Origin of the sequence: Sphaerimonospora thailandensis (assembly GCF_016863115.1) — a bacterium.
GTDB classification, from domain to species: domain Bacteria; phylum Actinomycetota; class Actinomycetes; order Streptosporangiales; family Streptosporangiaceae; genus Sphaerimonospora; species Sphaerimonospora cavernae.
Genome location: NZ_BOOG01000020.1, coordinates 75193 through 97767, shown reverse-complemented (window position 1 = coordinate 97767; position 22575 = coordinate 75193). Strand labels below are relative to the sequence as shown.

19 protein-coding genes, 2 tRNA genes and 2 pseudogenes are annotated in these 22575 nt (G+C 70.3%); 22 read left to right on the top strand and 1 reads right to left on the bottom strand.

From position 1 onward, the window contains the following. Window positions 1-10 precede the first annotated feature (10 nt). The 18 genes and pseudogenes from Mth01_RS12205 to Mth01_RS12125 all read left to right on the top strand — a co-directional run bounded on the left by Mth01_RS12205 (window position 11) and on the right by Mth01_RS12125 (window position 17517). Entirely contained in the window at window positions 11-1033 is a 1023-nt protein-coding gene (locus tag Mth01_RS12205) for a hypothetical protein (protein ID WP_204015917.1), read from the top strand. Between the two features lie 221 nt (window positions 1034-1254). Next, window positions 1255-1767 (top strand): ArsR/SmtB family transcription factor, encoded by a 513-nt coding sequence (locus Mth01_RS12200; protein WP_204015916.1) that lies wholly within the window; start codon window positions 1255-1257, stop codon window positions 1765-1767. Window positions 1768-1898: 131 nt separating this feature from the next. After that, complete coding sequence (rsfS, locus tag Mth01_RS12195) at window positions 1899-2297, top strand: ribosome silencing factor (RefSeq protein WP_204015915.1); 399 nt, start codon at window positions 1899-1901, stop codon at window positions 2295-2297. 40 nt (window positions 2298-2337) lie between these two features. Then, on the top strand, window positions 2338-2976 hold the full coding sequence (locus tag Mth01_RS12190; protein ID WP_204015914.1) for a histidine phosphatase family protein: 639 nt from the start codon (window positions 2338-2340) through the stop codon (window positions 2974-2976). A gap of 257 nt (window positions 2977-3233) precedes the next feature. Beyond that, window positions 3234-3587 carry a hypothetical protein gene (locus Mth01_RS12185; protein ID WP_204015913.1) on the top strand — a complete coding sequence of 118 codons (354 nt, stop codon included), beginning with the start codon at window positions 3234-3236 and terminating at the stop codon, window positions 3585-3587. Then, complete coding sequence (locus tag Mth01_RS12180; protein ID WP_204015912.1) at window positions 3584-3991, top strand: hypothetical protein; 408 nt, start codon at window positions 3584-3586, stop codon at window positions 3989-3991. The genes Mth01_RS12185 and Mth01_RS12180 overlap by 4 nt, the downstream gene beginning before the upstream one ends. Before the next feature lie 181 nt (window positions 3992-4172). Further along, window positions 4173-5249 (top strand): annotated as a pseudogene (locus tag Mth01_RS12175) (MFS transporter); the annotation flags it as partial. A gap of 223 nt (window positions 5250-5472) precedes the next feature. Then, a pseudogene (locus Mth01_RS29675) lies at window positions 5473-5808 on the top strand (SRPBCC family protein); the annotation flags it as partial. Window positions 5809-5871: 63 nt separating this feature from the next. Then, a complete protein-coding gene (locus Mth01_RS29670) occupies window positions 5872-6135 on the top strand; it encodes a hypothetical protein (protein ID WP_239089605.1) in 264 nt (87 codons plus the stop codon). Between the two features lie 443 nt (window positions 6136-6578). After that, window positions 6579-7787 (top strand): MFS transporter, encoded by a 1209-nt coding sequence (locus tag Mth01_RS12165; protein WP_204015910.1) that lies wholly within the window; start codon window positions 6579-6581, stop codon window positions 7785-7787. 60 nt (window positions 7788-7847) lie between these two features. Then, window positions 7848-11513, top strand: a complete 3666-nt coding sequence (locus Mth01_RS12160; RefSeq protein WP_204015909.1) for a nitrate reductase subunit alpha — start codon at window positions 7848-7850, stop codon at window positions 11511-11513. After that, window positions 11513-13168 carry a nitrate reductase subunit beta gene (gene narH / locus Mth01_RS12155; protein ID WP_204015908.1) on the top strand — a complete coding sequence of 552 codons (1656 nt, stop codon included), beginning with the start codon at window positions 11513-11515 and terminating at the stop codon, window positions 13166-13168. Before Mth01_RS12160 ends, narH begins: the two co-directional genes overlap by 1 nt. Continuing rightward, on the top strand, window positions 13165-13830 hold the full coding sequence (gene narJ / locus Mth01_RS12150) for a nitrate reductase molybdenum cofactor assembly chaperone (protein ID WP_239089601.1): 666 nt from the start codon (window positions 13165-13167) through the stop codon (window positions 13828-13830). Before narH ends, narJ begins: the two co-directional genes overlap by 4 nt. Continuing rightward, window positions 13827-14561, top strand: coding sequence for a respiratory nitrate reductase subunit gamma (gene narI / locus Mth01_RS12145; RefSeq protein WP_204015907.1), 735 nt, complete (start codon window positions 13827-13829; stop codon window positions 14559-14561). Before narJ ends, narI begins: the two co-directional genes overlap by 4 nt. Window positions 14562-14743: 182 nt before the next feature. Continuing rightward, window positions 14744-14816: transfer RNA gene (locus Mth01_RS12140), tRNA-Ala, on the top strand. 369 nt (window positions 14817-15185) lie between these two features. After that, complete coding sequence (locus tag Mth01_RS12135; RefSeq protein WP_204015906.1) at window positions 15186-15851, top strand: class I SAM-dependent methyltransferase; 666 nt, start codon at window positions 15186-15188, stop codon at window positions 15849-15851. Between the two features lie 15 nt (window positions 15852-15866). Next, a complete protein-coding gene (locus Mth01_RS12130; protein WP_204015905.1) occupies window positions 15867-17357 on the top strand; it encodes an ATP-binding SpoIIE family protein phosphatase in 1491 nt (496 codons plus the stop codon). A gap of 84 nt (window positions 17358-17441) precedes the next feature. Then, window positions 17442-17517 (top strand) — tRNA-Ala (locus Mth01_RS12125). 3 nt (window positions 17518-17520) lie between these two features. Here Mth01_RS12125 and Mth01_RS12120 read toward each other — a convergent pair. Further along, on the bottom strand, window positions 17521-18537 hold the full coding sequence (locus Mth01_RS12120; RefSeq protein WP_204015904.1) for a GlxA family transcriptional regulator: 1017 nt from the start codon (window positions 18535-18537) through the stop codon (window positions 17521-17523). Between the two features lie 72 nt (window positions 18538-18609). Here Mth01_RS12120 and Mth01_RS12115 point away from each other — a divergent pair, with 72 nt between their 5' ends. The 4 genes from Mth01_RS12115 (at window position 18610) to Mth01_RS12100 (ending at window position 22493) form a co-directional block, all read left to right on the top strand. After that, window positions 18610-19902: an MFS transporter gene (locus Mth01_RS12115; protein ID WP_204015903.1), complete on the top strand. Its 1293-nt coding sequence runs from the start codon at window positions 18610-18612 to the stop codon at window positions 19900-19902. Window positions 19903-19987: 85 nt separating this feature from the next. Continuing rightward, a complete protein-coding gene (locus Mth01_RS12110) occupies window positions 19988-21037 on the top strand; it encodes a hypothetical protein (RefSeq protein WP_204015902.1) in 1050 nt (349 codons plus the stop codon). Between the two features lie 30 nt (window positions 21038-21067). Then, on the top strand, window positions 21068-21655 hold the full coding sequence (locus Mth01_RS12105) for a Maf family protein (protein ID WP_204015901.1): 588 nt from the start codon (window positions 21068-21070) through the stop codon (window positions 21653-21655). A 10-nt stretch (window positions 21656-21665) separates the two neighbouring features. Beyond that, window positions 21666-22493, top strand: a complete 828-nt coding sequence (locus tag Mth01_RS12100) for an EI24 domain-containing protein (RefSeq protein WP_239089599.1) — start codon at window positions 21666-21668, stop codon at window positions 22491-22493. Window positions 22494-22575 lie beyond the last annotated feature (82 nt).

The window sequence follows — 22575 nt, the reverse complement described above, 5'->3', positions numbered from 1 at the left end:
AGGAGCACCTGTGGACCTCAAGCATCGAAGGCCGTCCCTCGCCCTCGCCGGGGGTGCCCTCACGGCGTGCGCCCTCGCGCTCGCCGCGCCCTGCGTGGCGCTCCCGGATCCCGGCCGCGCGGCGACCGGGACCGATACCCATACCCGCTGCATCTCCACTCCGGCGGAATACCTGATGGCCTGGGAGAAGCGCCAGGTCCGTTGCGTCTCGCCCGCGCTGTTCGGCACCACGCACACTCGCGGCAGCACGTCGTTGTATCCAAGCGGCTTCTGGTACGCGTGGGCGGGCTCCAACACCAACCTCGAACGCTACCTGGCGCTGCGCAGGGCCTACGGCCATCAGCCCGCGAAGGTCGGCATCGGCATCCTGTCGTACGTCGGATTTCCGGGCCTCGACACCTTCGACACTCCCACGGACCTGGCCGTCTACACCCTCCCGGAGGGCGTACAGGCCCGGGTGCCGAGCTTCGAGACGTGGTTCCGCCTGCTCGACGAGGAGTTCGGTGACACGGGGGCGTACCCTTTGCGGGCCCAGACCGACCTCGTGGTCGCGTACTCCCGGCTCGGCCCGCACCGGGATGTCGTCGACGCGTTCCAGTCCGTGACCGGCTGCAAACGGACCGCGCTGCTCCAAGGGCGGGAGCCGTCGGCGGCCATCGGCTGCAACGCCTCCTTCCTCGGCGCGCTGCGGGCCGCCGGCCCCTCCCCGTACACCACGGGCGAGTCGAAGAAGTGTTTCGCGAACTTCGCCTCCCGCTACCGGGGGCCGAGGAACGCCGCCGCCCTGCGCGCTGTGCTGTTCCAGTGCCAGGACGCGGGATTCCTCAACACCGGCGTCGGCCTCGGCTACAACACGTATGCCAACCCGTTCGTGTGCGAGCCCGCCTATCGGCAGTCGGTACGGCAGAAGTACACGGGCAGGGAGTTCATCGTGCCGAACTCGACCCTCGACCGGCTGCCCAGCCATGTCGACATCGGGTTGGACCTCGGCAGACCGTCCGAACGCCGCTTCCTGCGGACCGGCTACTGCTGAATCGCAACTGGAGCTGATCGGCAGGTCCCGTGCCGAAGTAGAAACGGTACGGCGGAGGCCGCCACCGCGAGGCGATCAGGAGGGACGACGCCGCGTCGCTGTGCTCCGGCGACGTGCGCGCTTTCTGCGGGTGACGACGCCAATCGCCGTTTTCCAACCCCCAAGTCAATGCTTGGGGGTTGGGCGTGGCCGGATGGTGTTTACTTGCCGCCATGGGGGAGGTGGATCCGAAACTCAGGGCGCTGGCGCACCCGGTACGGCTGCGCATGCTGTCGCTCATCTGGGGTGCGCCCATGTCCGCCGCCGAACTCGCCCGCGAACTGGGCGTCTCCCACGCCCTGGCCAGCCACCACCTTCGCTGTCTCGATGACGCGGGCCTGGTCGAGTTGGTCGACGTGCGTGCCCGCCGTGGTGGCAGGGAACGCCGATACCGGGCGGTGCGAGGAACGCCGCTCACCGAGCAGCGGGCCGACTTCCCCCTGATCGCCGAGACCCTGGCCCAGACCCTGCGGGAGCGCGCCGGACGGTGGAAGGCCGAGGGGGACGGGGCGATCGCCGACGCCGAGCTGTGGGTCGACCCCGGGCTCTGGGAGGACGCCCGTCGCCGGATCCTCGCCGCGCTGGTGGACCTGCACCAGGGTGCGCTCGCTCCGCACACGCCGGGGGCGGTCCGCATCGGGACGACCGTCGCCGCCTTTCCCCTGATGGAATCTCCCGCTGGAAATGAACGTTGAAATCCTGGTCCAGGTGATAACTCCGGATTGCCGACGCGTCCCGGTAGGGTCAACTCCGGGAAAGTCGGTTGTCCGGCTCACCCGGACTGGGCACTGTTGAAAGAGCAGTCAAGGGAGGACAGAACCGCATCGTGACAGCAACCGAGAGATCAGTCCAGCTCGTACGGATAGCGGCCGAAGCCGCCGCCGAGAAGCTGGCTGACGACATCATCGCGTACGACGTAAGCGACCAGCTCGTGATCACCGACGCGTTCCTGCTCTGCTCGGCGTCGAACGACCGCCAGGTGCGTGCCGTGGTCGACGAGATCGAGGAGCGACTGCGTGTCGAGGCCGACGCGAAGCCGGTCCGCCGCGAGGGTGAGCGGGAGGGCCGCTGGGTGCTCCTCGACTACCTCGACATCGTCATTCACGTACAGCACGAAGAGGACCGGAACTTCTACGCGCTGGAGCGCCTCTGGAAGGACTGCCCCGCCATCGGACTGCCCGAGAGCGTGAAGCGGGTGGCGGCGCAGCGCGGGGCGGCCCGATGAGGCGATCTCACGAGGCGGCGCGGCGGTCCGGGGAGGCCCGGTGAGCCGCCGGGTCGTCTGCCTGCGACACGGCCAGACGCTGTGGAACGTCGAGAAGCGCTTCCAGGGACACACCGACATTCCGCTCGACGAGACCGGAGTGGCGCAGGCCGCGCGGGCGGCGTCCCTGCTCGCGGCACTGCGGCCCACGATGATCGTCTCGTCCGATCTGCGCCGTGCGTTCGACACGGCATCCGCCGTCGCCCGGCTCACCGGCCTCGGCGTCACCGTCGACAAGGACCTCAGGGAGCGCGGCGGCGGCGAGTGGGAGGGCCTCACCCGTGACGAGATCAAGACGGGGTGGCCGGTCGAGTTCGAGGCATGGGAGGCGCCCGGCGGCGAGGACGTCGCCGACGTCGCGGCGCGGGTCTGCGACGCGATCCTGCGCTGGTCCGCACGGGTCGACGACGACGGACTGCTGGTCGTGGTCTCGCACGGCGCGGCCATCCGGCTGGGCATCGCCCGGCTGATGGGCCTGCCACAGGAACTGTGGTCGGCGCTCGGCAGCATCGGCAACTGCTCCTGGTCGGTGCTGGAGGAAGGCCGCACGGGTTGGCGCCTGCTGGAGCACAACGCCGGCACCCTGCCGGAACCGGTCAGCAGCGACGACAGTCCCGAGGCCGCCACAGGCGGGCACTAGGTTCTCAACACTCCCAGCCTCGCCGGCGCGGAGCCTATGCGATCAACTGCCGCGCCGAGGACGCCGTCGACCTGCCCCTCGCCGAGACTCGTACGGCTTGACGCCTGAGGGGCGGGCGGACCGGGCGGACTGGATCAGGGGGTGGACCGTCGGGCCGATAACCTACTGGCCATGTCCCCGGCGTTCCCGACGGCTCCCGCCTTCCCCGTGTTCCCTACCTTCGTCGCCATCATGTCCCCGGCCTCGGGCGAGGTCCGATGATCGGCGCGTTCTCCGGCGGGCTGATCGGCGCCGCGCTGCTGCTCGCCCTGCTCGCCCTGATCACGGCGATCCGCGACCGGCCGATGGGCGTGGCGCTGCTGGCCGGGCTGGCCGTGGTCGAACTGGCGCTGCTCGTCCAGGCGGGCCTGGCCGTCGCCGAGGTCGGCCAGGTGCGGGAGAGGGCCACCTTCATCGGTTATCTCGCGGGGACGGTCGTCATTCCGCCGGCGGCGGTGTGGTGGGGGCGGGCGGAGCGCACGCGCTGGGGTCCCGGCGTCATCGCGGTCGCCGCGTTCACCGTGGCCGTCATGACCGGGCGGCTCCTGCAGCTTTGGAACGCGACGGCATGAACCCGGGTGAGTCCGCGGATCGAGCGGTCAGGTCGGGGCCGGGCCGTATGCTGGTGGCCGTGTACGGCGTGTTCGCCCTCGCCGCCTCCGCTCGTGCCGCAGTGCAGATCGCGACGAAGTTCGACGAGGCGCCCCTGGCGTACCTGCTGTCGGCCTTCGCCGCCGCCGTCTACATCGTGCTCACCGTGGCGCTGGCCCGCGGGGCGCGTCGGCCGGCGGTGGCCGCCTGCGTGGTCGAGCTCGCCGGGGTGCTGATCGTCGGCACGCTGAGCCTGGTCGACGCCCGGGCGTTCCCGCACGCGACGGTGTGGTCCGGTTACGGCGGTGGGTACGGCTTCGTGCCGCTCGTGCTCCCGGTGATCGGCCTGGTCTGGCTGCTCCGGCGACGTCGGCCCGGGAGCTGATCAGGAGTCGATCCGCACGAATCAGTACGTCGTCGCGTACTGCTGGACGGCCGCCGATCGGTGCATTGAGATACATTTGAGACCTATGTGAAACCCGATCGCGAATGTTCTGACGCGCCTGCTATGATTGCCCGGTCATAGGATGATTACATGATCGGCTAAACAGGGGAGTGTCGCCGGCATGAGTGCCGTTGCTGAATTACCGGGGGAGCGTCGCCGGAGCCTGGTGCCCTGGCTCATCGCCGGAGGGATCGCCCTGGCGGCGCTGAACCTGCGGACCGCCGTGACCAGCCTGGGACCGGTCCTCGACCAGGTCGCCGCCGGTCTCCGGATGTCCGCGGCGATGGCCGGGCTGCTCACGACGTTGCCGGTGCTCTGCTTCGCCGTGTTCGGCGCCATGACGCCCGCACTGGCCCGTCGCATGGGCGAGCAGCGGCTGATCCTGGTCGCGCTCGTCCTCCTCGGCGCTGGCATGGCGGCGCGTTCGCTGGTCGACAGCGCGGGGGTGTTCCTGGCGGCCAGCGTGGTGGCGCTGGCCGGTGGCGCGATCGGCAATGTGGTGATCCCGGCGCTGATCAAGCGGCACTTCCCCCGGCGCGGCAGCGCCATGACGACCGTCTACACGACGGGCCTGGCCGCCGGAACGATGATCGCGGCCGCCGCGACGGTGCCCATCCAGCAGGCCGCCGGCGGTAGCTGGCACGTGGCCCTCGGTGCATGGGCGGTCCTGGCCGTCGTCGCCGCCATTCCGTGGCTTGCGCTGTGGCGTGGTGAGCCGCAGCGGCGAAACACCGCCGCGGTGCGCACCGCCCCCGCCGAACTCGGCGGTCGGGGCAGGATGCTGCGTAGCAGGCTCGCCTGGGCCGTCGCCGGATATTTCGGCTCCCAGTCGATGATCGCTTACATCATGTTCGGCTGGCTCCCCCTGCTGCTGCGGGCCGGCGGATACAGCTCCGGACAGGCGGGGCTGGTCCTGGCGGTGTTCACCGGTCTCGGGATCCCCGTCTCGATCGTGGTGCCGGTGCTGGCGACCCGTTTCCGCGACCAGCGGCCGGTGATGGCCGGTTTCGTGGTGTGCTACCTGGTCGGGTTCGCCGGACTGCTCACCGGTCACGCGATGTGGCTCTGGTCGATCTTCGTGGCCGTCGGCATGGGCTCCTTCCCGCTGGCGTTGTCCATGCTGGCTCTGCGCACCAGGACGGCGGCGGCCACCGCGGGCCTGTCCGCGTTCGGGCAGAGCGCCGGATACCTGATCGCGGGTGTCGGCCCGATCGCCTTCGGCGTACTCCACGAGGTGGGCGGCGGCTGGGCGCTGCCGTTCGGCCTGCTGTTCGCCGCGGTGGGCGTTCAGGCGGTCACCGGCTGGTACGCGGGGGCGAACCGGGTGCTCGAAGACGAGCAGCGCGTTTCCCGTCGGCGTGGACGGTTGCGCGGCCGATTCCGGGGCAGTGGCGTCCGAGGCGACCACGGAAGGGGGAGGAATGAGCTCGATCGAGCACTCCGTCGAGGTGAACGTCCCGGTCAGGACCGTGTACGACCAGTGGACGCGGTTCGAGAGCTTCCCGGCGTTCATGGAAGGCGTGGAGTCGGTCAAACAGATCGACGACACGCGAACGCACTGGATTGTCGAGATCGCCGGCGTCCGCCGGGAGTTCGAGGCGGAGATCACCGAACAGCACCCGGACGAGAGGGTGGCCTGGCGGTCTCTCGACCGGCCGAGGCATGCGGGGGTGGTGACGTTCCACCGCCTGAGCGGCGAAACCGCCCGGGTGACGCTGCAGATGGAGCACGATCCCGAGGGCCTGGCCGAGAAGGCGGGCGATCTGCTGCAGATCGTTCGCTTGCGCGTAAGGGGTGACCTGGAGCGTTTCAAGGAATTCATGGAGAAGCACGGCGGCGAGGCCGGACGCCGGCGGGGTGAGGTCCCCGGTCCGCATCAGCGGGGCGGGGACGAGGGGGACAGACGGCCCACGGGCTCGGGCACCGGATACGACATCGACGAGCCGATGCCGCCGCAGCCGGTGCAGCCTGAATATCCGCCGACGCCCCCGCTGCCCCCGCCCGGTGCCGGTCCGGTCCCGCCGATTCCGCCGCGTGACAGGGGCTCCGTCCCGCCGCCCGGCGCGCCGGGACCCGTCATTTAGAGGGAACGTCAGTGGATCTGCCCGGCTCCGCGGTGGTACGGCGGAGCCGACGCGCTTGGCCGCGCTTGGTAAGGCAGCCCGAGGCGACCTGACCTCGCCTCGGGCTGCCGTGAGGCAAGCCTAAGCCCTCCTCCTTCGTTCCCACGCCCGGGGGGTATCCCCCGGCGGGCCGCCGCTCAGATTCACTGGGAAAGAAGACGCAGTTCGCGCCGCTGGGCCAGGCCGAACGCGAGCAGCTCATCGAGTCGCTCATCCGTCTCCTCGACCACCAGGCGAGGTCTCGCGTCCGGGGTTGAATATCGAAATCATGGAGATTCGCTGACGGTCGCGTGAACGGCGGCCCTTCGGGCAGGGAGCAAGGGACCAAGGACCCTGATGTCCCTTTCGCGTTGTCCGGCAGGCTGGAAAGCGTGAAAGCCATGCTTGCCTCCCCGGAGGGTGGAATGACAGCCGTTGCGGCCGTGCCGGAGACGAGGAAGGGCGGCCGGGCGGCCGCCCTCGCGCTCGCCACCGCGGGTTTCGCGGTGAACTTCTGGGCCTGGGCCCTGATCAGCCCGCTCGGGCCGACGTACAAGGAACTGCTCGGCCTGACCCCCTTCGAGGTGTCGGTCCTGGTCGCGATCCCGGTCATCGTCGGGTCGCTGGGCCGGATCGTGCTGGGTGCGCTGACCGACCGGTACGGCGGCCGCCTGATGTTCGGCCTGGCAAGCCTGGTCGGCGTGATCCCAGTGATCTTCCTGGCCTTCGCCGGCAGCTATTCGGCACTGCTGACCGGCGGGCTCGTGCTCGGTCTCACCGGGGCGACCTTCGCCATCGGCGTGCCGTACGTCAACGCGTGGTTCCCGCCGGAGCGCCGGGGCCTGGCCCTGGGGATCTTCGGAATGGGCAACATCGGCACCGCGATCTCCGGTTTCGCCACCCCGTGGCTGGCCGACGAGTTCGGCCGCCAGGTCCCGTTCTTCGTGGTCGCCGCCGCCCTGGTGGTCGTCGGGCTCGCCTTCCTGGCGGTCGGCCGTGACGCGCCGGGAATGCAGCGGGCGTCCGAGCCGTTCCTCACCCGGTTCATGGCGGCCGCTGGGCTGCGGATCACCCGCGAGCTCGCCGCGATGTACGCGCTGACCTTCGGCGGCTTCGTGGCGTTCGGCGTCTACCTCCCGCTCTACCTCAAGGAGGTCTACGGCCTGAGCACGGCGGACGCAGCCGCCCGCGCCGCCGGTTTCGTGGTGCTGGCCACGCTGACCCGCCCGGTCGGCGGCTGGCTGGCCGACCGTGTGGGAGGCGCCCCGGTGCTCGCCTACTCGCTCGCCGTCGCGTTCACCTGCGCGATCATCGTCTCCTTCGCCCCGGCCATGCCGCTGGCGACGGTAGGCTTCCTGGTTCTGGCCGCGGCGCTCGGCCTGGGCAACGGGGCGGTGTTCGCGCTGCTCGGGCGGAAGGTGCCCGCCGCGATGGTGGGCAGCGCCACGGGTGTGGTCGGCGCGGCGGGCGGCCTGGGCGGGTTCCTGCCCCCGATCGTGATGGGGCTGATCTACCAGGCCACCGGGTCGTACTCCATCGGGCTGATGCTGCTCGCCGCAGTCACGTCCGCCGCGTTCGTCTACTGCTGGTTCATTCTCAGGCAGCGCATCGGACACGCCGGTACGGCGGCATGATCCGGCAAAATCCAGCCTTATTGGGCATAGTGAATGATCCGGCAGAGAAAGAGGACATAGATGTCGAGGATTGACGGGCCGGTCGACGACGCCCTGTTGAAGCTGGGCCGGCACCTGCGGCGCGGCCAGGTGGGCGAGGACCTGCGGACTCTGCACCAGATCGGGGGACGCCGGGGTGACGTGTTCTACCGTGACCGGTGGAGCCACGACAAGGTCGTGCGCTCCACCCACGGGGTGAACTGCACCGGCTCGTGCTCCTGGAAGGTGTACGTCAAGGACGGGATCATCACCTGGGAGGCCCAGCAGACCGACTATCCCAGCGTGGGCGGCGACCGGCCGGAGTACGAGCCGCGCGGCTGCCCGCGCGGTGCGGCGTTCTCCTGGTACACCTACTCCCCGACCAGGGTGCGCTTCCCGTACGCCAGGGGCGTGCTGGTGGAGATGTACCGCGAGGCCAAGGCCCGGCTGGGCGACCCCGTGGCGGCCTGGGCGGAGATCACCTCAGATCCGGACAAGCGCCGCCGCTACCAGTCCATCCGCGGTAAGGGCGGGCTGGTCCGGGTCACCTGGGAGGAGGCCGCGGAGATCGTCGCCGCGGCGCACGTGCACACGATCAAGACCTACGGTCCCGACCGGGTCGCCGGGTTCTCCCCGATCCCGGCCATGTCGATGGCCTCACACGCCGTCGGCGCCCGGTTCATCTCGATGATCGGCGGCACGATGCTGTCGTTCTACGACTGGTACGCCGACCTGCCGGTGGCCTCTCCGCAGGTGTTCGGCGACCAGACCGACGTGCCGGAGTCGGCCGACTGGTGGGACGCGGCCTACCTGATGCTGTGGGGTTCCAACGTCCCGGTCACCCGTACCCCGGACGCGCACTACATGGCCGAGGCGCGCTACCGCGGCCAGAAGGTCGTCGTGATGGCCCCCGACTACAACGACGCGGCCAAGTTCGCCGACGAGTGGCTCGCCCCGCATCCGGGCACCGACGGCGCCCTGGCCATGGCCATGGGACACGTGATCCTCAAGGAGTTCTTCGTCGAGCGGGAGACGCCGCACTTCGTCGACTACGTCAAGCGGTTCACCGATCTCCCCTTCCTCGTACGGCTCCGCGAGCATGACGGGGGCGGCTACGTCCCCGGCAAGTTCCTCACCGCGGCCGACCTCGGCGAGGAGGGCGAGGAGGCGGCGTTCAAGACCGTGCTGCTCGACCGGCGGACCGGCGAGCCCGTCGTCCCGGGCGGCTCGCTCGGCTTCCGCTATTCGGAGGAGGGGCAGGGCCGGTGGAACCTCGACCTCGGCGACGTCGACCCCACACTCACCCTGATCGATGAAGAGGAGGCCGTACCGGTCTCGCTGCCCCGCTTCGACCCCGCTGCGGAGGCGGAGGACGGCGGGGGAGTGCTGCACCGCGGCGTGCCGGTCCGGCGCGTGGGCGGCCACCTCGTCACCACGGTCTTCGACCTGCTGCTCGCGCAGTACGGCGTGGGCCGCGACGGGATGCCGGGCCAGTGGCCGGCCGGATACGACGACCCGGCCGTGCCGTACACGCCGGCCTGGCAGGAGAAGATCACCTCGGTGCCGGCCGCGGCCGCCGCCCGGATCGCCCGGGAGTTCGCGCGCAACGCCGAGGAGTCCAAGGGCCGCTCGATGATCATCTTGGGGGCCGGCACCAACCACTGGTTCCACTCCGACACGATGTACCGCGCGTTCCTCGCACTGGTGACGCTCACCGGCTGCCAGGGCGTCAACGGCGGCGGGTGGGCGCACTACGTGGGGCAGGAGAAGTGCCGCCCGATCACCGGCTGGGCACAGCTGGCGTTCGGCCTCGACTGGAAGCGCCCGCCCCGGCAGATGATCGGCACGGCGTACTTCTACCTGCACACCGACCAGTGGCGCTACGACGCCCACACCGCCGATGTGGTCGCCTCGCCGCTCGGCTCCGGCGTCTTCAACGGGAAGACGAGCGTCGACCTGCTGTCGCAGTCGGCCCGGATGGGCTGGATGCCGTCCTACCCCACGTTCAACCGCAACTCGCTGGATCTCGCCGACGAGGCCGAGGCCTCCGGCCGGGAGGCCGGGCCGTACATCGCGGAGCAGGTGCAGGCGGGCGAGCTCGGCTTCGCCTGCGAGGACCCGGACGCGCCGGAGAACTGGCCGCGCGTGCTCACGGTCTGGCGGGCCAACCTGCTCGGATCGTCGGCCAAGGGCAACGAGTACTTCCTGCGTCACCTGCTCGGCACCGACTCCTCCGTACGAGCCGAGGAGCTCGGGCCCGACCAGCGGCCCAAGGACGTCACCTGGCGGGAGGAGGGGCCGCGCGGCAAGCTCGACCTGCTGCTGTCGCTGGACTTCCGCATGACGTCGACGACGCTGTTCTCCGACATCGTGCTCCCGGCGGCCACCTGGTACGAGAAGCACGACCTGTCGTCGACCGACATGCACCCGTTCGTCCACGCGTTCACCCCGGCGATCGACCCGCCGTGGCAGACCCGGACCGACTTCGCCGCGTTCCACGCGATCGCCAAGGCGTTCAGCACGCTCGCCCGCACCCACCTGGGCGTGCGCAAGGACCTCGTGGCCGCCCCGCTGCTGCACGACACGCCCGACGAGCTGGCCAACCCGCACGGGCTGGTACGCGACTGGCGGGAGACCGGCCAGACGCCGGTGCCGGGCCGCACGTTCCCCAAGGTCGTGGTGGTGGAGCGGGACTACGGCGCGATCGCCGAGCAGATGGCCGCGCTCGGGCCGCTGGCCGACCGGCTGGGCGCCACGACCAAGGGCATCACGTTCGACGTCGAGGCCGAGGTCGAACGGCTGCGCCGGATCAACGGCACCGTGCACGGGGGCGTCGCCGAGGGGCGGCCGTCCCTGGCGACCGACGTCCAGATGTGCGAGACGATCCTCGCCCTGTCCGGCACCACCAACGGTCACCTGGCCGCCCAGGGCTTCGCCACGCTCGCCCGGCGCACCGGGACCGACATGTCCGGCCTGGCCGACGAGCACCGGCAGATCACCTTCGCCGACACCCAGGCCCGCCCGGTGCCGGTGATCACCTCGCCGGAGTGGTCGGGCAGCGAGACCGACGGGCGGCGCTACTCCGCCTTCACGATCAACCTGGAGCACCGCAAGCCCTGGCACACGCTGACCGGACGGCAGCACTTCTACCTCGACCACGACTGGATGCAGGAGGCCGGCGAGACGATGCCCGTCTACCGGCCGCCGCTGAACACGGCCGCGCTGGTCGACGCCGCGGCGGGCGCCGGCGACGGCGTCGCCGTGCGGTATCTGACCCCGCACTCCAAGTGGTCGATCCACTCCGAATATCAGGACAACCTGCTGATGCTGACGCTGTCGCGCGGCGGCCCGACCATCTGGATGAGCCCGGCCGACGCGGCGCGGGCCGGGATCTCCGACAACGACTGGGTCGAGGCGGTCAACCGCAACGGCGTCGTCGTCGCCCGGGCCGTGGTCTCCCACCGGATGCCCGACGGCACGGTGTACATGTACCACGCCCAGGAGCGCGTCGTGGACGTGCCGAAGAGCGAGACCTCGGGCCGTCGCGGGGGCATCCACAACAGCCTCACCCGGCTGTTGCTCAAGCCCACCCACCTCATCGGCGGTTACGCCCAGCTCTCCTTCGCCTTCAACTACCTCGGCCCGACGGGCCACCAGCGCGACGAGATCACGGTGATCCGCCGCCGTTCCCAGGAGGTCGACTACTGATGACCAGGGTTATGGCGCAGCTCGCCATGGTGATGAACCTGGACAAGTGCATCGGCTGCCACACCTGCTCGGTCACCTGCAAGCAGGCCTGGACCAACCGGGCCGGCATGGAGTACGTCTGGTTCAACAACGTCGAGACCCGGCCGGGCCAGGGCTACCCCCGCACCTACCAGGACCAGGAGAAGTGGAAGGGCGGCTGGGAGCTCGGCAGGAACGGCCGGCTGCGGCTGAAGGCCGGCGGGCGGCTGCGCAAGCTGCTGACGATCTTCGCCAACCCGCTCATGCCGTCCATAAACGACTACTACGAGCCCTGGACCTACGACTACGACCGGCTGTTCTCGGCTCCGGTGAGCGAGGACACCCCGGTGGCCCGGCCCAGGTCGCTCATCACGGGCGAGCCGACGAAGATCAGGTGGAGTGCCAACTGGGACGACAACCTGGCCGGGGCTCCCGAGCTGGCTCCGGCCGACCCCGTGCTGCGCAAGGTGTCCGGCGAGGTCAAGCTGGAGTTCGAGCGGGCCTTCATGTTCTACCTGCCGCGCATCTGCGAGCACTGCCTCAACCCCTCGTGCGTGGCCTCCTGCCCGTCGGGGGCGATGTACAAGCGCTCGGAGGACGGCATCGTCCTGGTGGACCAGGACCGCTGCCGCGGCTGGCGGATGTGCGTCACGGGCTGCCCGTACAAGAAGGTGTACTTCAACCATCGGACCGGCAAGGCCGAGAAGTGCACGTTCTGCTACCCGAGGGTGGAGGTCGGCATTCCGACCGTGTGCGCGGAGACCTGCGTCGGCCGGCTGCGCTACATCGGGCTGATCCTCTACGACGCCGACCGCGTCGCCGAGGCCGCCTCGGTCAAGGACGAGAAGGCGCTGCTGGAGGCGCAGAAGAGCGTCATGCTCGACCCGCACGACCCCGAGGTGATCGCCGCGGCCCGGGAGTCCGGCATCCCGGAGGACTGGCTGGAGGCGGCGAAACGCTCGCCGATCCACAAGCTGATCTTCGAGTACGGCGTGGCCCTGCCGCTGCACCCCGAGTACCGCACGATGCCGATGGTCTGGTACATCCCGCCGCTGTCGCCGGTGGTCGACGTGCTGACCAACACCGGACATGACGGAGAGAAGGCGGGCAACCTGTTCGGCGCGATCGACGCGCTGCGCATCCCCATCGGCTACCTGGCCGAGATCTTCAGCGCGGGCGACCCCGAACCGGTCCGCGCCGTGCTGCGCCGCCTGGCCGCGATGCGGTCCTACATGCGGGACGTGAACCTCGGCCGGGACCGCGACGAGTCGATCGCGGCCGAGGTCGGCATGACCGGCGAGACGATCGAGGAGATGTATCGCCTGCTGGCCATCGCCGCCTACAACGAGCGGTACGTCATCCCCAAGGCGCACGCCGAGCAGGGCGCCAAGCTGGAGGAGCTCGCCACCGGATGCAGCCTCGACTACGAGGGCGGCCCCGGCATGGGCGGCCCGTTCGGCGAGGCGTCCGGCGAGCCCGCCCCGGTGGCCGTGGAGAACTTCCACGCGCTGAAGGAACGCCAGGACACCGATGTGCTGGGCCGGGCCGACGAACTGCGCGGCCGGGTCAACCTGCTCAACTGGGACGGCAAGGGCATGCCCGACGGGCTGTTCCCGAACCGGAAGGAGGAGTCGTGACCGACCAGCGTGCCGTGCGGAACGTGCACATGGCGGCGTCGGTGCTGCTGGGCTACCCCGACGAGCGGCTCGTCGAGGCACTGCCGGTGCTCTCCCAGACCGTGGCCGGGCTGCCGTCCGGCGGCAGGCTGGGGGAGGCCGCGGCGCACCTGGCGGCCTTCGCCGACCACGTGGCCGCCACCCCGCTGCCCGAACTGACCGCGCACTACGTCGCGGTCTTCGATCTCAAGCGCCGCTGCTGCCCGTACCTCACGTATTACACCTACGGCGACACGCGAAAGCGCGGCATGGCGCTGCTGCGGTTCAAGCACGCCTACCGCGAGGCGGGCTTCGAGGTGACCGACGAACTGCCCGACCACCTCGCCGTGGTGTGCGAGCTGTCCGGTCGGGGCGCCACCGAGGCGGCCGGACGGCTGCTGCGGGAGCACCGCGCCGGGGTCGAGACCCTGCTGCACGCGCTGCGGTCCGAGGCCTCGCCGTACGCCGGAGTGGTCGCGGCGGTGCTGGCCACCCTGCCCGAGCCCACCGCGCGTGAGCGCGCCGCCGCCCTGCGGCTGGCCGCAGAGGGACCGCCGGCCGAGGAGGTCGGCCTGGAACCCTTCAGCCTGGACGCAAGCCTGGAATCCGCTGGTATGGCCCCGACGCGGGGAGGATCTCGATGAACGCGCTCGATGTGACGCTGTGGGTCATCGTCCCGTACGTGTCCCTCACGGTGTTCGTGCTCGGCCACGTCTGGCGCTACCGGTACGACAAGTTCGGCTGGACCACCCGCTCATCCCAGATGTACGAGTCGCGGCTGCTGCGGATCGGCAGCCCGCTGTTCCACTTCGGCATCCTCGTGGTGGCGCTCGGTCACATCGGCGGCCTGGTGATCCCCAAGAGCTGGACCGAGGCACTGGGGGTGAGCGAGGAGGCCTATCATCTGTCGGCCATCGTGCTCGGCACGATCGCGGGCGTCTGCACGGTCGCGGGCATGGCGATCCTGATCTACCGCCGCCGCACCGTCGGCCCGGTGTTCACCGCCACCACCCGCAACGACAAGCTGATGTACGCCCTGCTCGCGCTGACGATCCTGCTCGGGCTGGCCGCGACCGTCATGGCCAACATCGTCGGCGGCGGTTACGACTACAGAACCACGATCTCCCCGTGGTTCCGGTCGATCTTCTACCTCCAGCCGGAGGGGAGCCTGATGGCGGGCGCGCCGCTGCTGTTCAAGCTGCACGCGCTCAGCGCGCTGGTGCTGTTCGCCGTGTGGCCGTTCACCCGGCTGGTGCACATGCTGACCGCTCCGGTCGGCTATCTGACCCGTCCGTACATCGTGTACCGCAGCCGGGAGGACCGGGCGGGCTCCCAGCCGCCGCGCCGAGGCTGGGAGCCGATCGGCCGCCCCTGACTCCCGCCGTGGACTCCCGCCGTGCCGTACCGGCATCCTGTCGCCACTGAAGCGCGGTACGGCACGGCGGACGAGACCGGGCCCCTCCCCGAGCCGCACGGGGAGGGGCCCGCATCGGGGCGGCGACTCGCGCCGATTACCGTCCATGCGCGGACTCCTATACACTGGGCTCGCGATCGCAAGGGGCTATAGCGCAGCTGGTAGCGCACCTCCATGGCATGGAGGGGGTCTGGGGTTCGAGTCCCCATAGCTCCACCGAAGTCGAAGGGCCGTCTCCTGTCAGGAGGCGGCCTTTTTCCACGAGTGGACCGGCGGCGACGTCCCGCCGAGCCCCGCGCCCGACGTCTCGATCCCGGGCCAGGCCAAGGCCAGTCGGAGACCATCCAGATCCCCGAGTTGTCGGGCCGGGTGTACTTCTCGTTCGGCCAGGAGATCGCACAGGTCAAGGAGACGCCCGGGGAGGGATGTGGCGGAGGGTGACATCTTGATCACGAGATTTGACAGTGATCTCTGACATATCGAACTGGTTAAATATCAAACTAGCTGTGGAATGGCTTGACTTTGCCGGGTCATGGCCCTTATTTAAGAGAAGGTAAAGACAGCTGATCACGGTTGGCGGCGAGGATGACAATCGAATCAGGGCCGGGCGGTCTCGGTGACGAGTACCGTGCGCGCCAGGCCGAGGCGTTCAATCGCATCGGTTCGCGGTATGACGAGGCCTTCCCCCACAAGGAAGGTCAGGTCGCCGCAGGCGAGTGGATGATCAGGCAGCTCCAACCGGGTGCCCGTGTCCTCGACGTCGGCTGCGGCACCGGCTCGCCCACGGCACGGCAGTTCGCCGAGGCCGGCTGCGAAGTGGTCGGCATCGACATCTCACCCGTGATGCTGGACCTGGCCAGGCAGCACGTCCCCGTGGGCACGTTCCTGGAGATGGACGTGCTCGACCTCAACGGCTCGCTCGGCACCTTCGACGCCGTGACGGCCTTCTTCAGCCTGCTCATGCTGCCCCGCGCCGAGATCGGCAAGGCGCTCGCTAACCTGCGCGCGGTGCTCGCGCCCGGCGGCCTGCTCTCGCTGAGCATGGTGGAATTCGACCTCGACGACGTGTCTTTCCAGTTTCTCGGGGCGCCGATCCGGGTGACCGGATATCTGCGCGACGAGTTGCGTGCGGTCGTCGAGGGCGCCGGTTTCACTGTGCTTTCGGAGAACCAGGTTTCGTACGCCCCGGCGACCACGCAGTCCCCGCCGGAAATGCAGCTGTTCCTCAATTGCCGTAGCGACGGGTTCTGAGCGGCGGGATGACCCGTGTCGTGGGACGGGGAGACCCTCACCGAGTTGGCCTATCTCGGCCGGGCCGTACAGGCCATCGGCGACAGCCCGAATCCGCAGGAGGCGGCCCGGCTGCTGTGCGAGGCGGCGGTGCCCAGGCTGGCGGACGCCGCGGCGGTCTACGTCGAGGGCGAGGCGCGGCACCGCGTCGACCCCGCGCGGCGGCTGCCGCACCGGTGGTCCGGCGAGTTGCCGCATGGTCCGGAACTGCTCGATGAGCATCTGGTCGCGGTGCCGCTCCGCGCGTACGGCAAGCCGGTCGGCTCCGCCCTGCTCGCCAGGGACCGGACGCGCCGGCCGTTCGGCGAGGGCGATGTGCTCGCGGCCGGACAGCTCGGCGTGCCCGCAGCGCTCACGATCTTTCATGAGCGGCTGCACCGGCAGCAGCTCGAGACCGTGGAGATCCTCCAGCGGGGGATCCGCCCCGACAGCCCGCCCGACCTGCCGGGAGTCGACATCTCCTTCCGCTACCGTCCCGCGGCCGAGCGGGTGGGCGGCGACTGGTTCGACGTGATCCCGCTGCCGGGCAGCAGGGTCGCCCTCGTCGTGGGCGACGTCATGGGCCACGGCCCGGCGGCCGCCGCTGTGATGGGCCGCCTCCGCACGGCCGTGCAGACCTTGGCCGCGCTCGATCTGCCCGCCGAGCAGGTGCTCCACTCGCTCGACGAGGTCGCGCAGCGGCTGGCCGACCAGACGCTCACGACCTGCGTCTACTGCGTGTACGACCCGGTGCTGCGCCGGTGCACGATCGCCAGCGCCGGGCACCCGCCGCCCGTCCTCGTGGGGCCGGACGGCGGGGCGGAGGTGCTGTTCCCGCCCCGTTGCCCGCCGATCGGGCTCGGCCGTACGCCCTACGAGACGATGGAGATCCCGGTGGCGGACGGCAGCATGCTCGTCCTCTATACCGACGGCCTCGTGGAGGAGCGCGGCCGGGACATCGGCCAGAGCGTCGAGGAACTACGCGGCAAGCTCACGCAGCCCGGTCCGCTCGAGGAAATGTGCGACCGGGTGCTGCCAACGGTCAATTCGGATGACGTCACGCTGCTGGCCATCCGGTTCCGGGGGATCCCCGGCGAGCACGTCGCGCAGTGGCTGGTGGAACCCCAGGCGATGGCCCCGGCGAGGGTTCGCGGCCTGGTCCGCCGGACGCTGGTCTCCTGGGGGCTCGAATCGATGGTCCCGATGGCTCAGCTCCTCGCGTCCGAGCTCGTGACGAACGCGGTGCGACGGACCTCCCGCCCGATCACGATCAGGCTGCTGCGCACCGACGTACTGCTGTGCGAGGTGAGCGACGACGACTACCGGATGCCGGCGCTGCACGAGCCCGGCCTGCTGGACGAGGACGGCCGGGGGCTGTACGTGGTCAGCCAGCTCGCCGAACGCTGGGGGACCAGCCGGGTCGCCGGAGGCAAGACCGTCTGGTTCGCGATGCCGCTGCCCGCCGAGATCGCCTCCGCGGGGACGTGATCCCGCAGACGTCGGGATGCGCGCGTTGGGTTGCGGTCCCGAAGTCCTATACACTGGCGTGGCACCGCGATCGCGGCGGTGCGCGGGGCTATAGCGCAGCTGGTAGCGCACCTCCATGGCATGGAGGGGGTCTGGGGTTCGAGTCCCCATAGCTCCACCAGTTTCAAGCAGGCGTACGGAAGGTCTGGCGGTAGGCCAGGGGGGAGACCCCGACCGCGGTGTGCAGGTGCTGGCGCAGCGACACCGCCGTGCCGAACCCGGACCTTCTCGCGATCTCGTCCACCGGCAGGTCCGTGGTCTCCAGCAGGTGACGGGCGTGCTCCACCCGCTGCCGGGTGAGCCATCTGGCCGGGCTGAGCCCGGTCTCCTCCCGGAACCGGCGGGTGAAGGTCCGCACGCTCATACGGGCGTGCTCGGCCAGGGCCGCCAGGTCCATCGGCTCAGCCAGGTTCTCCAGCATCCAGGCGCGGGTCGGCGCAGTGGAGGCACCGGACGCGGCCGGCAACGGGCGCTCGATGAACTGGGCCTGGCCGCCCTCCCGGAACGGGGGTGTGACGCAGCGCCGGGCCACGCGGTTGGCCACGTCGCTGCCGTGGTCGCGCCGGACGACGTGGAGGCACAGGTCGATGCCCGCGGCCACCCCGGCGGAGGTCAGCACGTCACCGTCGTCGACGAACAGCACATTCGGGTCGAGCCGTACGCGCGGGAACAGCGACCGGAACCTCTCGGCGTGCCACCAGTGCGTCGTCGCCGGCCGGTCGTCCAGCAGTCCGGCGGAGGCCAGCACGAACGCGCCGGTGCAGATCGAGATCATCCGGGCGTGGCCGGCGGCCGCGCGCAGGGCGGCCCGCAGCGGCGCGGGGATCCTGCCCTCCTCCAGCGCGGAACCGCCGTGGACGCCCGGGACGATCACGGTGTCGGCGGTGGCGAGCACGCCGAGGTCGTGGTCGGGGACGAGCCGGTAACCCGCCCGGCAGGTCACCGGGCCGCCGTCCGGCGTGCAGGTGACGATGTCGTAGAGCCGGACGGGGGCGGCGTCCGGATCGGTGTCCGGAGTGGCATCAGGATTGGCGGCGACCCGGAACACCTGCCCGGGGATGCCCACGTCCAGCGTGGCGAAGTCGTCCAGGACCAGTACAGCGACGCGGTGCCTGGGCTGCTGTGGTGGCACGGACTTCATGGCCCGATCCTTTCACATATTGGCTTTACGGCCACTCGTCGGCGAGCGTCACAGCCGCCAGGATTGACCGTCATGAGAGCGTTTCATCGGGTTAGAGCGTTGCATCGCGCCTGGATCGTGGCCGCCGTCGCCTTCGTCGCCATCATCGGGGCGGCGGGTTTCCGCGCCACCCCGGGCGTGCTGATCAACCCGTTGCAGGACGAGTTCGGCTGGAGCCGGGGCACGATCTCGCTCGCGGTCTCGGTGAACCTCATGCTGTACGGGCTGTGCGCTCCGTTCGCCGCGGCGCTCATGGACCGGTTCGGCATGCGGCGGGTGGTCTCGGCTGCGCTGCTGCTGGTCGCGGCGGGCAGCGGCCTGACCGTGCTGATGACCGCGAGCTGGCAACTCGTCGCGCTCTGGGGCGTGCTCGTGGGGCTCGGCACCGGCTCGATGGCGCTGGTCTTCGCCGCGACCCTCACCGACCGATGGTTCGTACGGCACCGCGGCCTCGTCACGGGCATCCTGACGGCCGGCGGGGCCACCGGACAGCTGATCTTCCTCCCGGTGCTCGCGCACCTGGCCGAGGGGCAGGGCTGGCGGGTCGCCTCGCTGACCGTCGCGTTCGCGGCGCTCGCCGTGGTCCCCCTCGTGTGGTTCCTGCTCCGCGACAGCCCCGAGGAGATCGGCCTGACGGCGCTCGGCGCCGCCGAGCAGGTCGACCGTACGCCCACCGTCCGCATGGCGGGTGGCGGCGCGGCGGCGCGGGCTGTCCGGGTGCTGCGGGAGGCGGCGCGGACCAGGTCGTTCTGGTTTCTCGCCGGAGGCTTCGCGATCTGCGGCGCGAGCACGAACGGCCTGGTCGGCACCCACTTCATCCCGGCCGCGCACGACCACGGCATGCCCGAGACGACGGCGGCCTCGCTGCTCGCGGTCATCGGGATCTTCGACATCGCCGGGACCGTCTTGTCCGGCTGGCTCAGCGACCGGGTCGACTCGCGGGTGCTGCTCGCCGTCTACTACGTGCTGCGCGGGCTGTCGCTGCTGGTCCTGCCGCAACTGTTCGCGGCGACCACCCAGCCGAGCATGCTCGTGTTCATCATTTTCTACGGCCTCGACTGGGTCGCGACCGTGCCGCCGACGGTGGCGCTCTGCCGCAAGATCTTCGGGGCCGACGGTTCGATCGTCTTCGGCTGGGTCTTCGCCTCACACCAGGTCGGCGCGGCGATCGTCGCCACGGTCGCCGGCGTCACCAGGGACCGCCTCGGCTCCTACGACGCCGCCTGGTACGGCGCGGGCGCGCTGTGCCTGCTCGCGGCCCTCATGTCGGCCCGGATCGTCACGAACGTACGGCAGAGCCGTCGATCGGCCGTCCTGGCCCGGTGATCCGTACCGCAGCGGAGGCGGGCGTTCCCGAAGTGTGACAGGGATCGTGCCCGGAAATACCGGCATATGCCGTACGCTCCCGAACGTGGCACCTGGGGACTATGGGAATAAGGCTGTTCCCACATACATCGCGGCCGAGGCGGAGACGACACCTCTACCGAAGATCACGGTCCCAGAGGCGCCGCCGCCGCCGAATTCCGGCAGAGGACTCGGCGACCTGCCGATGCGCGTGGTCTACCGGGTGATCGCGGGTGCCGTCGCCGTCGTCGTGGTGGGCACGGTCGCCACCGTCGTGCTGCTCAACCGGGACGACGCCGCTTCCCGCGTCCAGGCCGCGGACATTCCGGCGGGCGTCCAGCCCACCGCGATGCCGACCACCGGGGAGAGCACAGGCGAGAGCACTGGGCCGACCTCTGGGCCGACCTCTGGGCCGACCGCCGAAGCCCTCGCCGCCACGGCAGGTCCGGACGGCTCGACGCCGAGCCCCCAGTCGAGTGCCCAGTCGAGTGCGCAGTCGAGTCCTGCGGCGTCCGGCTCGCCGTCGGGCGCGCGCAGCGCGATGGACGCCGCGCTGTCCGACCCGAGGGTGCCGACGTTGACGACGAGCACCCGTAAGCTGCGTGCGCTGCCGGGCCGAACCACCACCACCCGGGGACTGGTCAAGGACCAGCGCTCCGGTGTGGCCTTCCCGCGGTTCGCCAAGGTCTGGAAGGCCGCCAGGGGCAACCCGTTCGCCTCGCGCCAGATGCTGCCCGCGGCCAAGGGCTCGCGGTTCCGCGGGATGCTGGTCTCCTGCCCCGTTCCCATCCCGGTGCAGGAGAGCCTGCGCGACACCGCCTTCCTCGCGGCGCGCTGGACGCTCAACCACCAACCCTCCGGAGCGACGATCACCTGGTCGGCCTCCCAGCCGCTCAAGGTCAGCAAGCGGGACGGCTGGCTGCTGGGATACCGGGTGAACTACACGATCAAGGGCAAGAAACGGACGTCGTCGGCGGCGCTCGCGCTCCTCGACGTCCCCGACAAGAAGCCCGGCCTCGTGTTCATCTCGATCCCTGACAGCCAGAAGAAGTACTGGAAGGACATCTACAAGGTGATGTCCTCCCTCCACGTGCTGCCGCAGGAGAACGAGGACTGAGGCGGGACTCCGGGCCGGTAGGCTTCCGGTGTGACCGAGCTCGTGCTTGCCTCCGCATCACCCGCCCGACTCGGCGTACTGCGCGCGGCGGGGCTCGACCCCAAGGTGATCGTCAGCGGGGTGGACGAGGAGGCCGTCACCGCCGGCTCTCCCGAAGAACTCTGCCTCGCCCTTGCCGAAGCCAAAGCCGTCGCCGTGTCCCGGACCCTCAACGAGGGTCTCGTCATCGGCTGCGACTCCGTGCTCGAGCTCGACGGCGTCGCGTACGGCAAGCCCGGCTCGCCGGAGGAGGCGGTACGCCGCTGGCGGATGATGCGGGGGAGGACCGGCAGGCTGCTGACCGGACACTGCGTCAAGGACGTGGCGGGAGGCGGCACGGTCAAGGCGGTGGGATCGACCGTCGTGCGGTTCGGCACCCCGGCCGACGACGAGATCGCCGCGTACGTCGCCAGCGGGGAGCCGCTGCGCGTCGCGGGGGCGTTCACCCTCGACGGCCTCGGCGGCTGGTTCATCGACGGCATCGACGGCGATCACGGCAACGTGCTCGGGATCTCGCTGCCCCTGCTCCGCCGCCTGTTCGCCGAACTCGGAGTGTCCGTCACGAGCCTTTGGCGGTAGCCTGCCCGGCGTGAACGGGAATGATCGGCACAGCGCCGGTGAGACCGGCCGGCCTGCTATTGGGCGGTCTTCTACTGGGCGGCCTGCCACTGGACGGGGCGGTCCGGGTGGTTTCGCCGACGGCGTCGGCTACTGCTTCAAGGGGCTCGGCTGGGTCGCCAGGCACCCGGGATGGTGGCTGTTCGGGCTGATCCCGGCCTTGATCGCGCTCGTCCTCTACGTCGTCGCACTGGTATGGCTCGGCACGCACGCCGGTGACATCGCCGCCTGGGCCACGCCGTTCGCCGACGGCTGGGGCCGGCGCGACGTGTTCCGGGTCCTCGTCGGCGTCGTCGTCTTCGTGGCCGGACTCGGCCTCGCCGTACTGACCTTCACCGCGGTCGCGCTGGCCATCGGGGAGCCCTTCTACGAGAATCTGTCGGAGAAGGTGGAGGAGGATCTCGGCGGGCTGCCCGACGGGCCGGATCAGCCGTTCTGGCGGTCGTTCCTCCGGTCCATCCGCGACAGCCTCATCACGCTCGGGTACGTCCTGATGTTCACGATCCCGCTGTTCGTGCTCGGGTTCGTGCCGGTGATCGGTCAGACCGTCGTGCCGGTGCTCGGAGCCATCGTCTCGGGCTTCTTCCTCACCGTGGAGCTCACCGCGCTGGCGATGGAACGCCGGGGTCTCGCACGCCGGGAGCGGTTCGCCCTGCTCCGCTCGAACAAGGCGGTGTCGCTCGGCTTCGGCGTCCCCATCTTCCTGGCTTTCCTCGTGCCGCTCGTCAGCGTGATCATCATGCCGGCCGCCGTGGCCGGCGCCGCCATGCTCGTCCGCCTGCACCTGGCACGCCGCTAGGCTCCATTGACGATCGTATCGATGGCCGCGATCTTGCCTGACTCCGTGAGGTACTCTCTCAGAACCCCGGGATCCTCCAAAT

Bases quoted from the DNA above. Each gene is read 5' to 3' on its own strand.
- Mth01_RS12165 (WP_204015910.1), top strand. From the start codon at position 6,579: ATGACAGCCGTTGCGGCCGTGCCGGAGACGAGGAAGGGCGGCCGGGCG.
- Mth01_RS12115 (WP_204015903.1), top strand. From the start codon at position 18,610: ATGAGAGCGTTTCATCGGGTTAGAGCGTTGCATCGCGCCTGGATCGTG.
- Mth01_RS12160 (WP_204015909.1), top strand. From the start codon at position 7,848: ATGTCGAGGATTGACGGGCCGGTCGACGACGCCCTGTTGAAGCTGGGC.
- Mth01_RS12135 (WP_204015906.1), top strand. From the start codon at position 15,186: ATGACAATCGAATCAGGGCCGGGCGGTCTCGGTGACGAGTACCGTGCG.
- narH (WP_204015908.1), top strand. From the start codon at position 11,513: ATGACCAGGGTTATGGCGCAGCTCGCCATGGTGATGAACCTGGACAAG.
- Mth01_RS12180 (WP_204015912.1), top strand. From the start codon at position 3,584: ATGAACCCGGGTGAGTCCGCGGATCGAGCGGTCAGGTCGGGGCCGGGC.
- Mth01_RS12120 (WP_204015904.1), bottom strand. From the start codon at position 18,537: ATGAAGTCCGTGCCACCACAGCAGCCCAGGCACCGCGTCGCTGTACTG.
- narI (WP_204015907.1), top strand. From the start codon at position 13,827: ATGAACGCGCTCGATGTGACGCTGTGGGTCATCGTCCCGTACGTGTCC.
- Mth01_RS29670 (WP_239089605.1), top strand. From the start codon at position 5,872: ATGGAGAAGCACGGCGGCGAGGCCGGACGCCGGCGGGGTGAGGTCCCC.
- Mth01_RS12185 (WP_204015913.1), top strand. From the start codon at position 3,234: ATGATCGGCGCGTTCTCCGGCGGGCTGATCGGCGCCGCGCTGCTGCTC.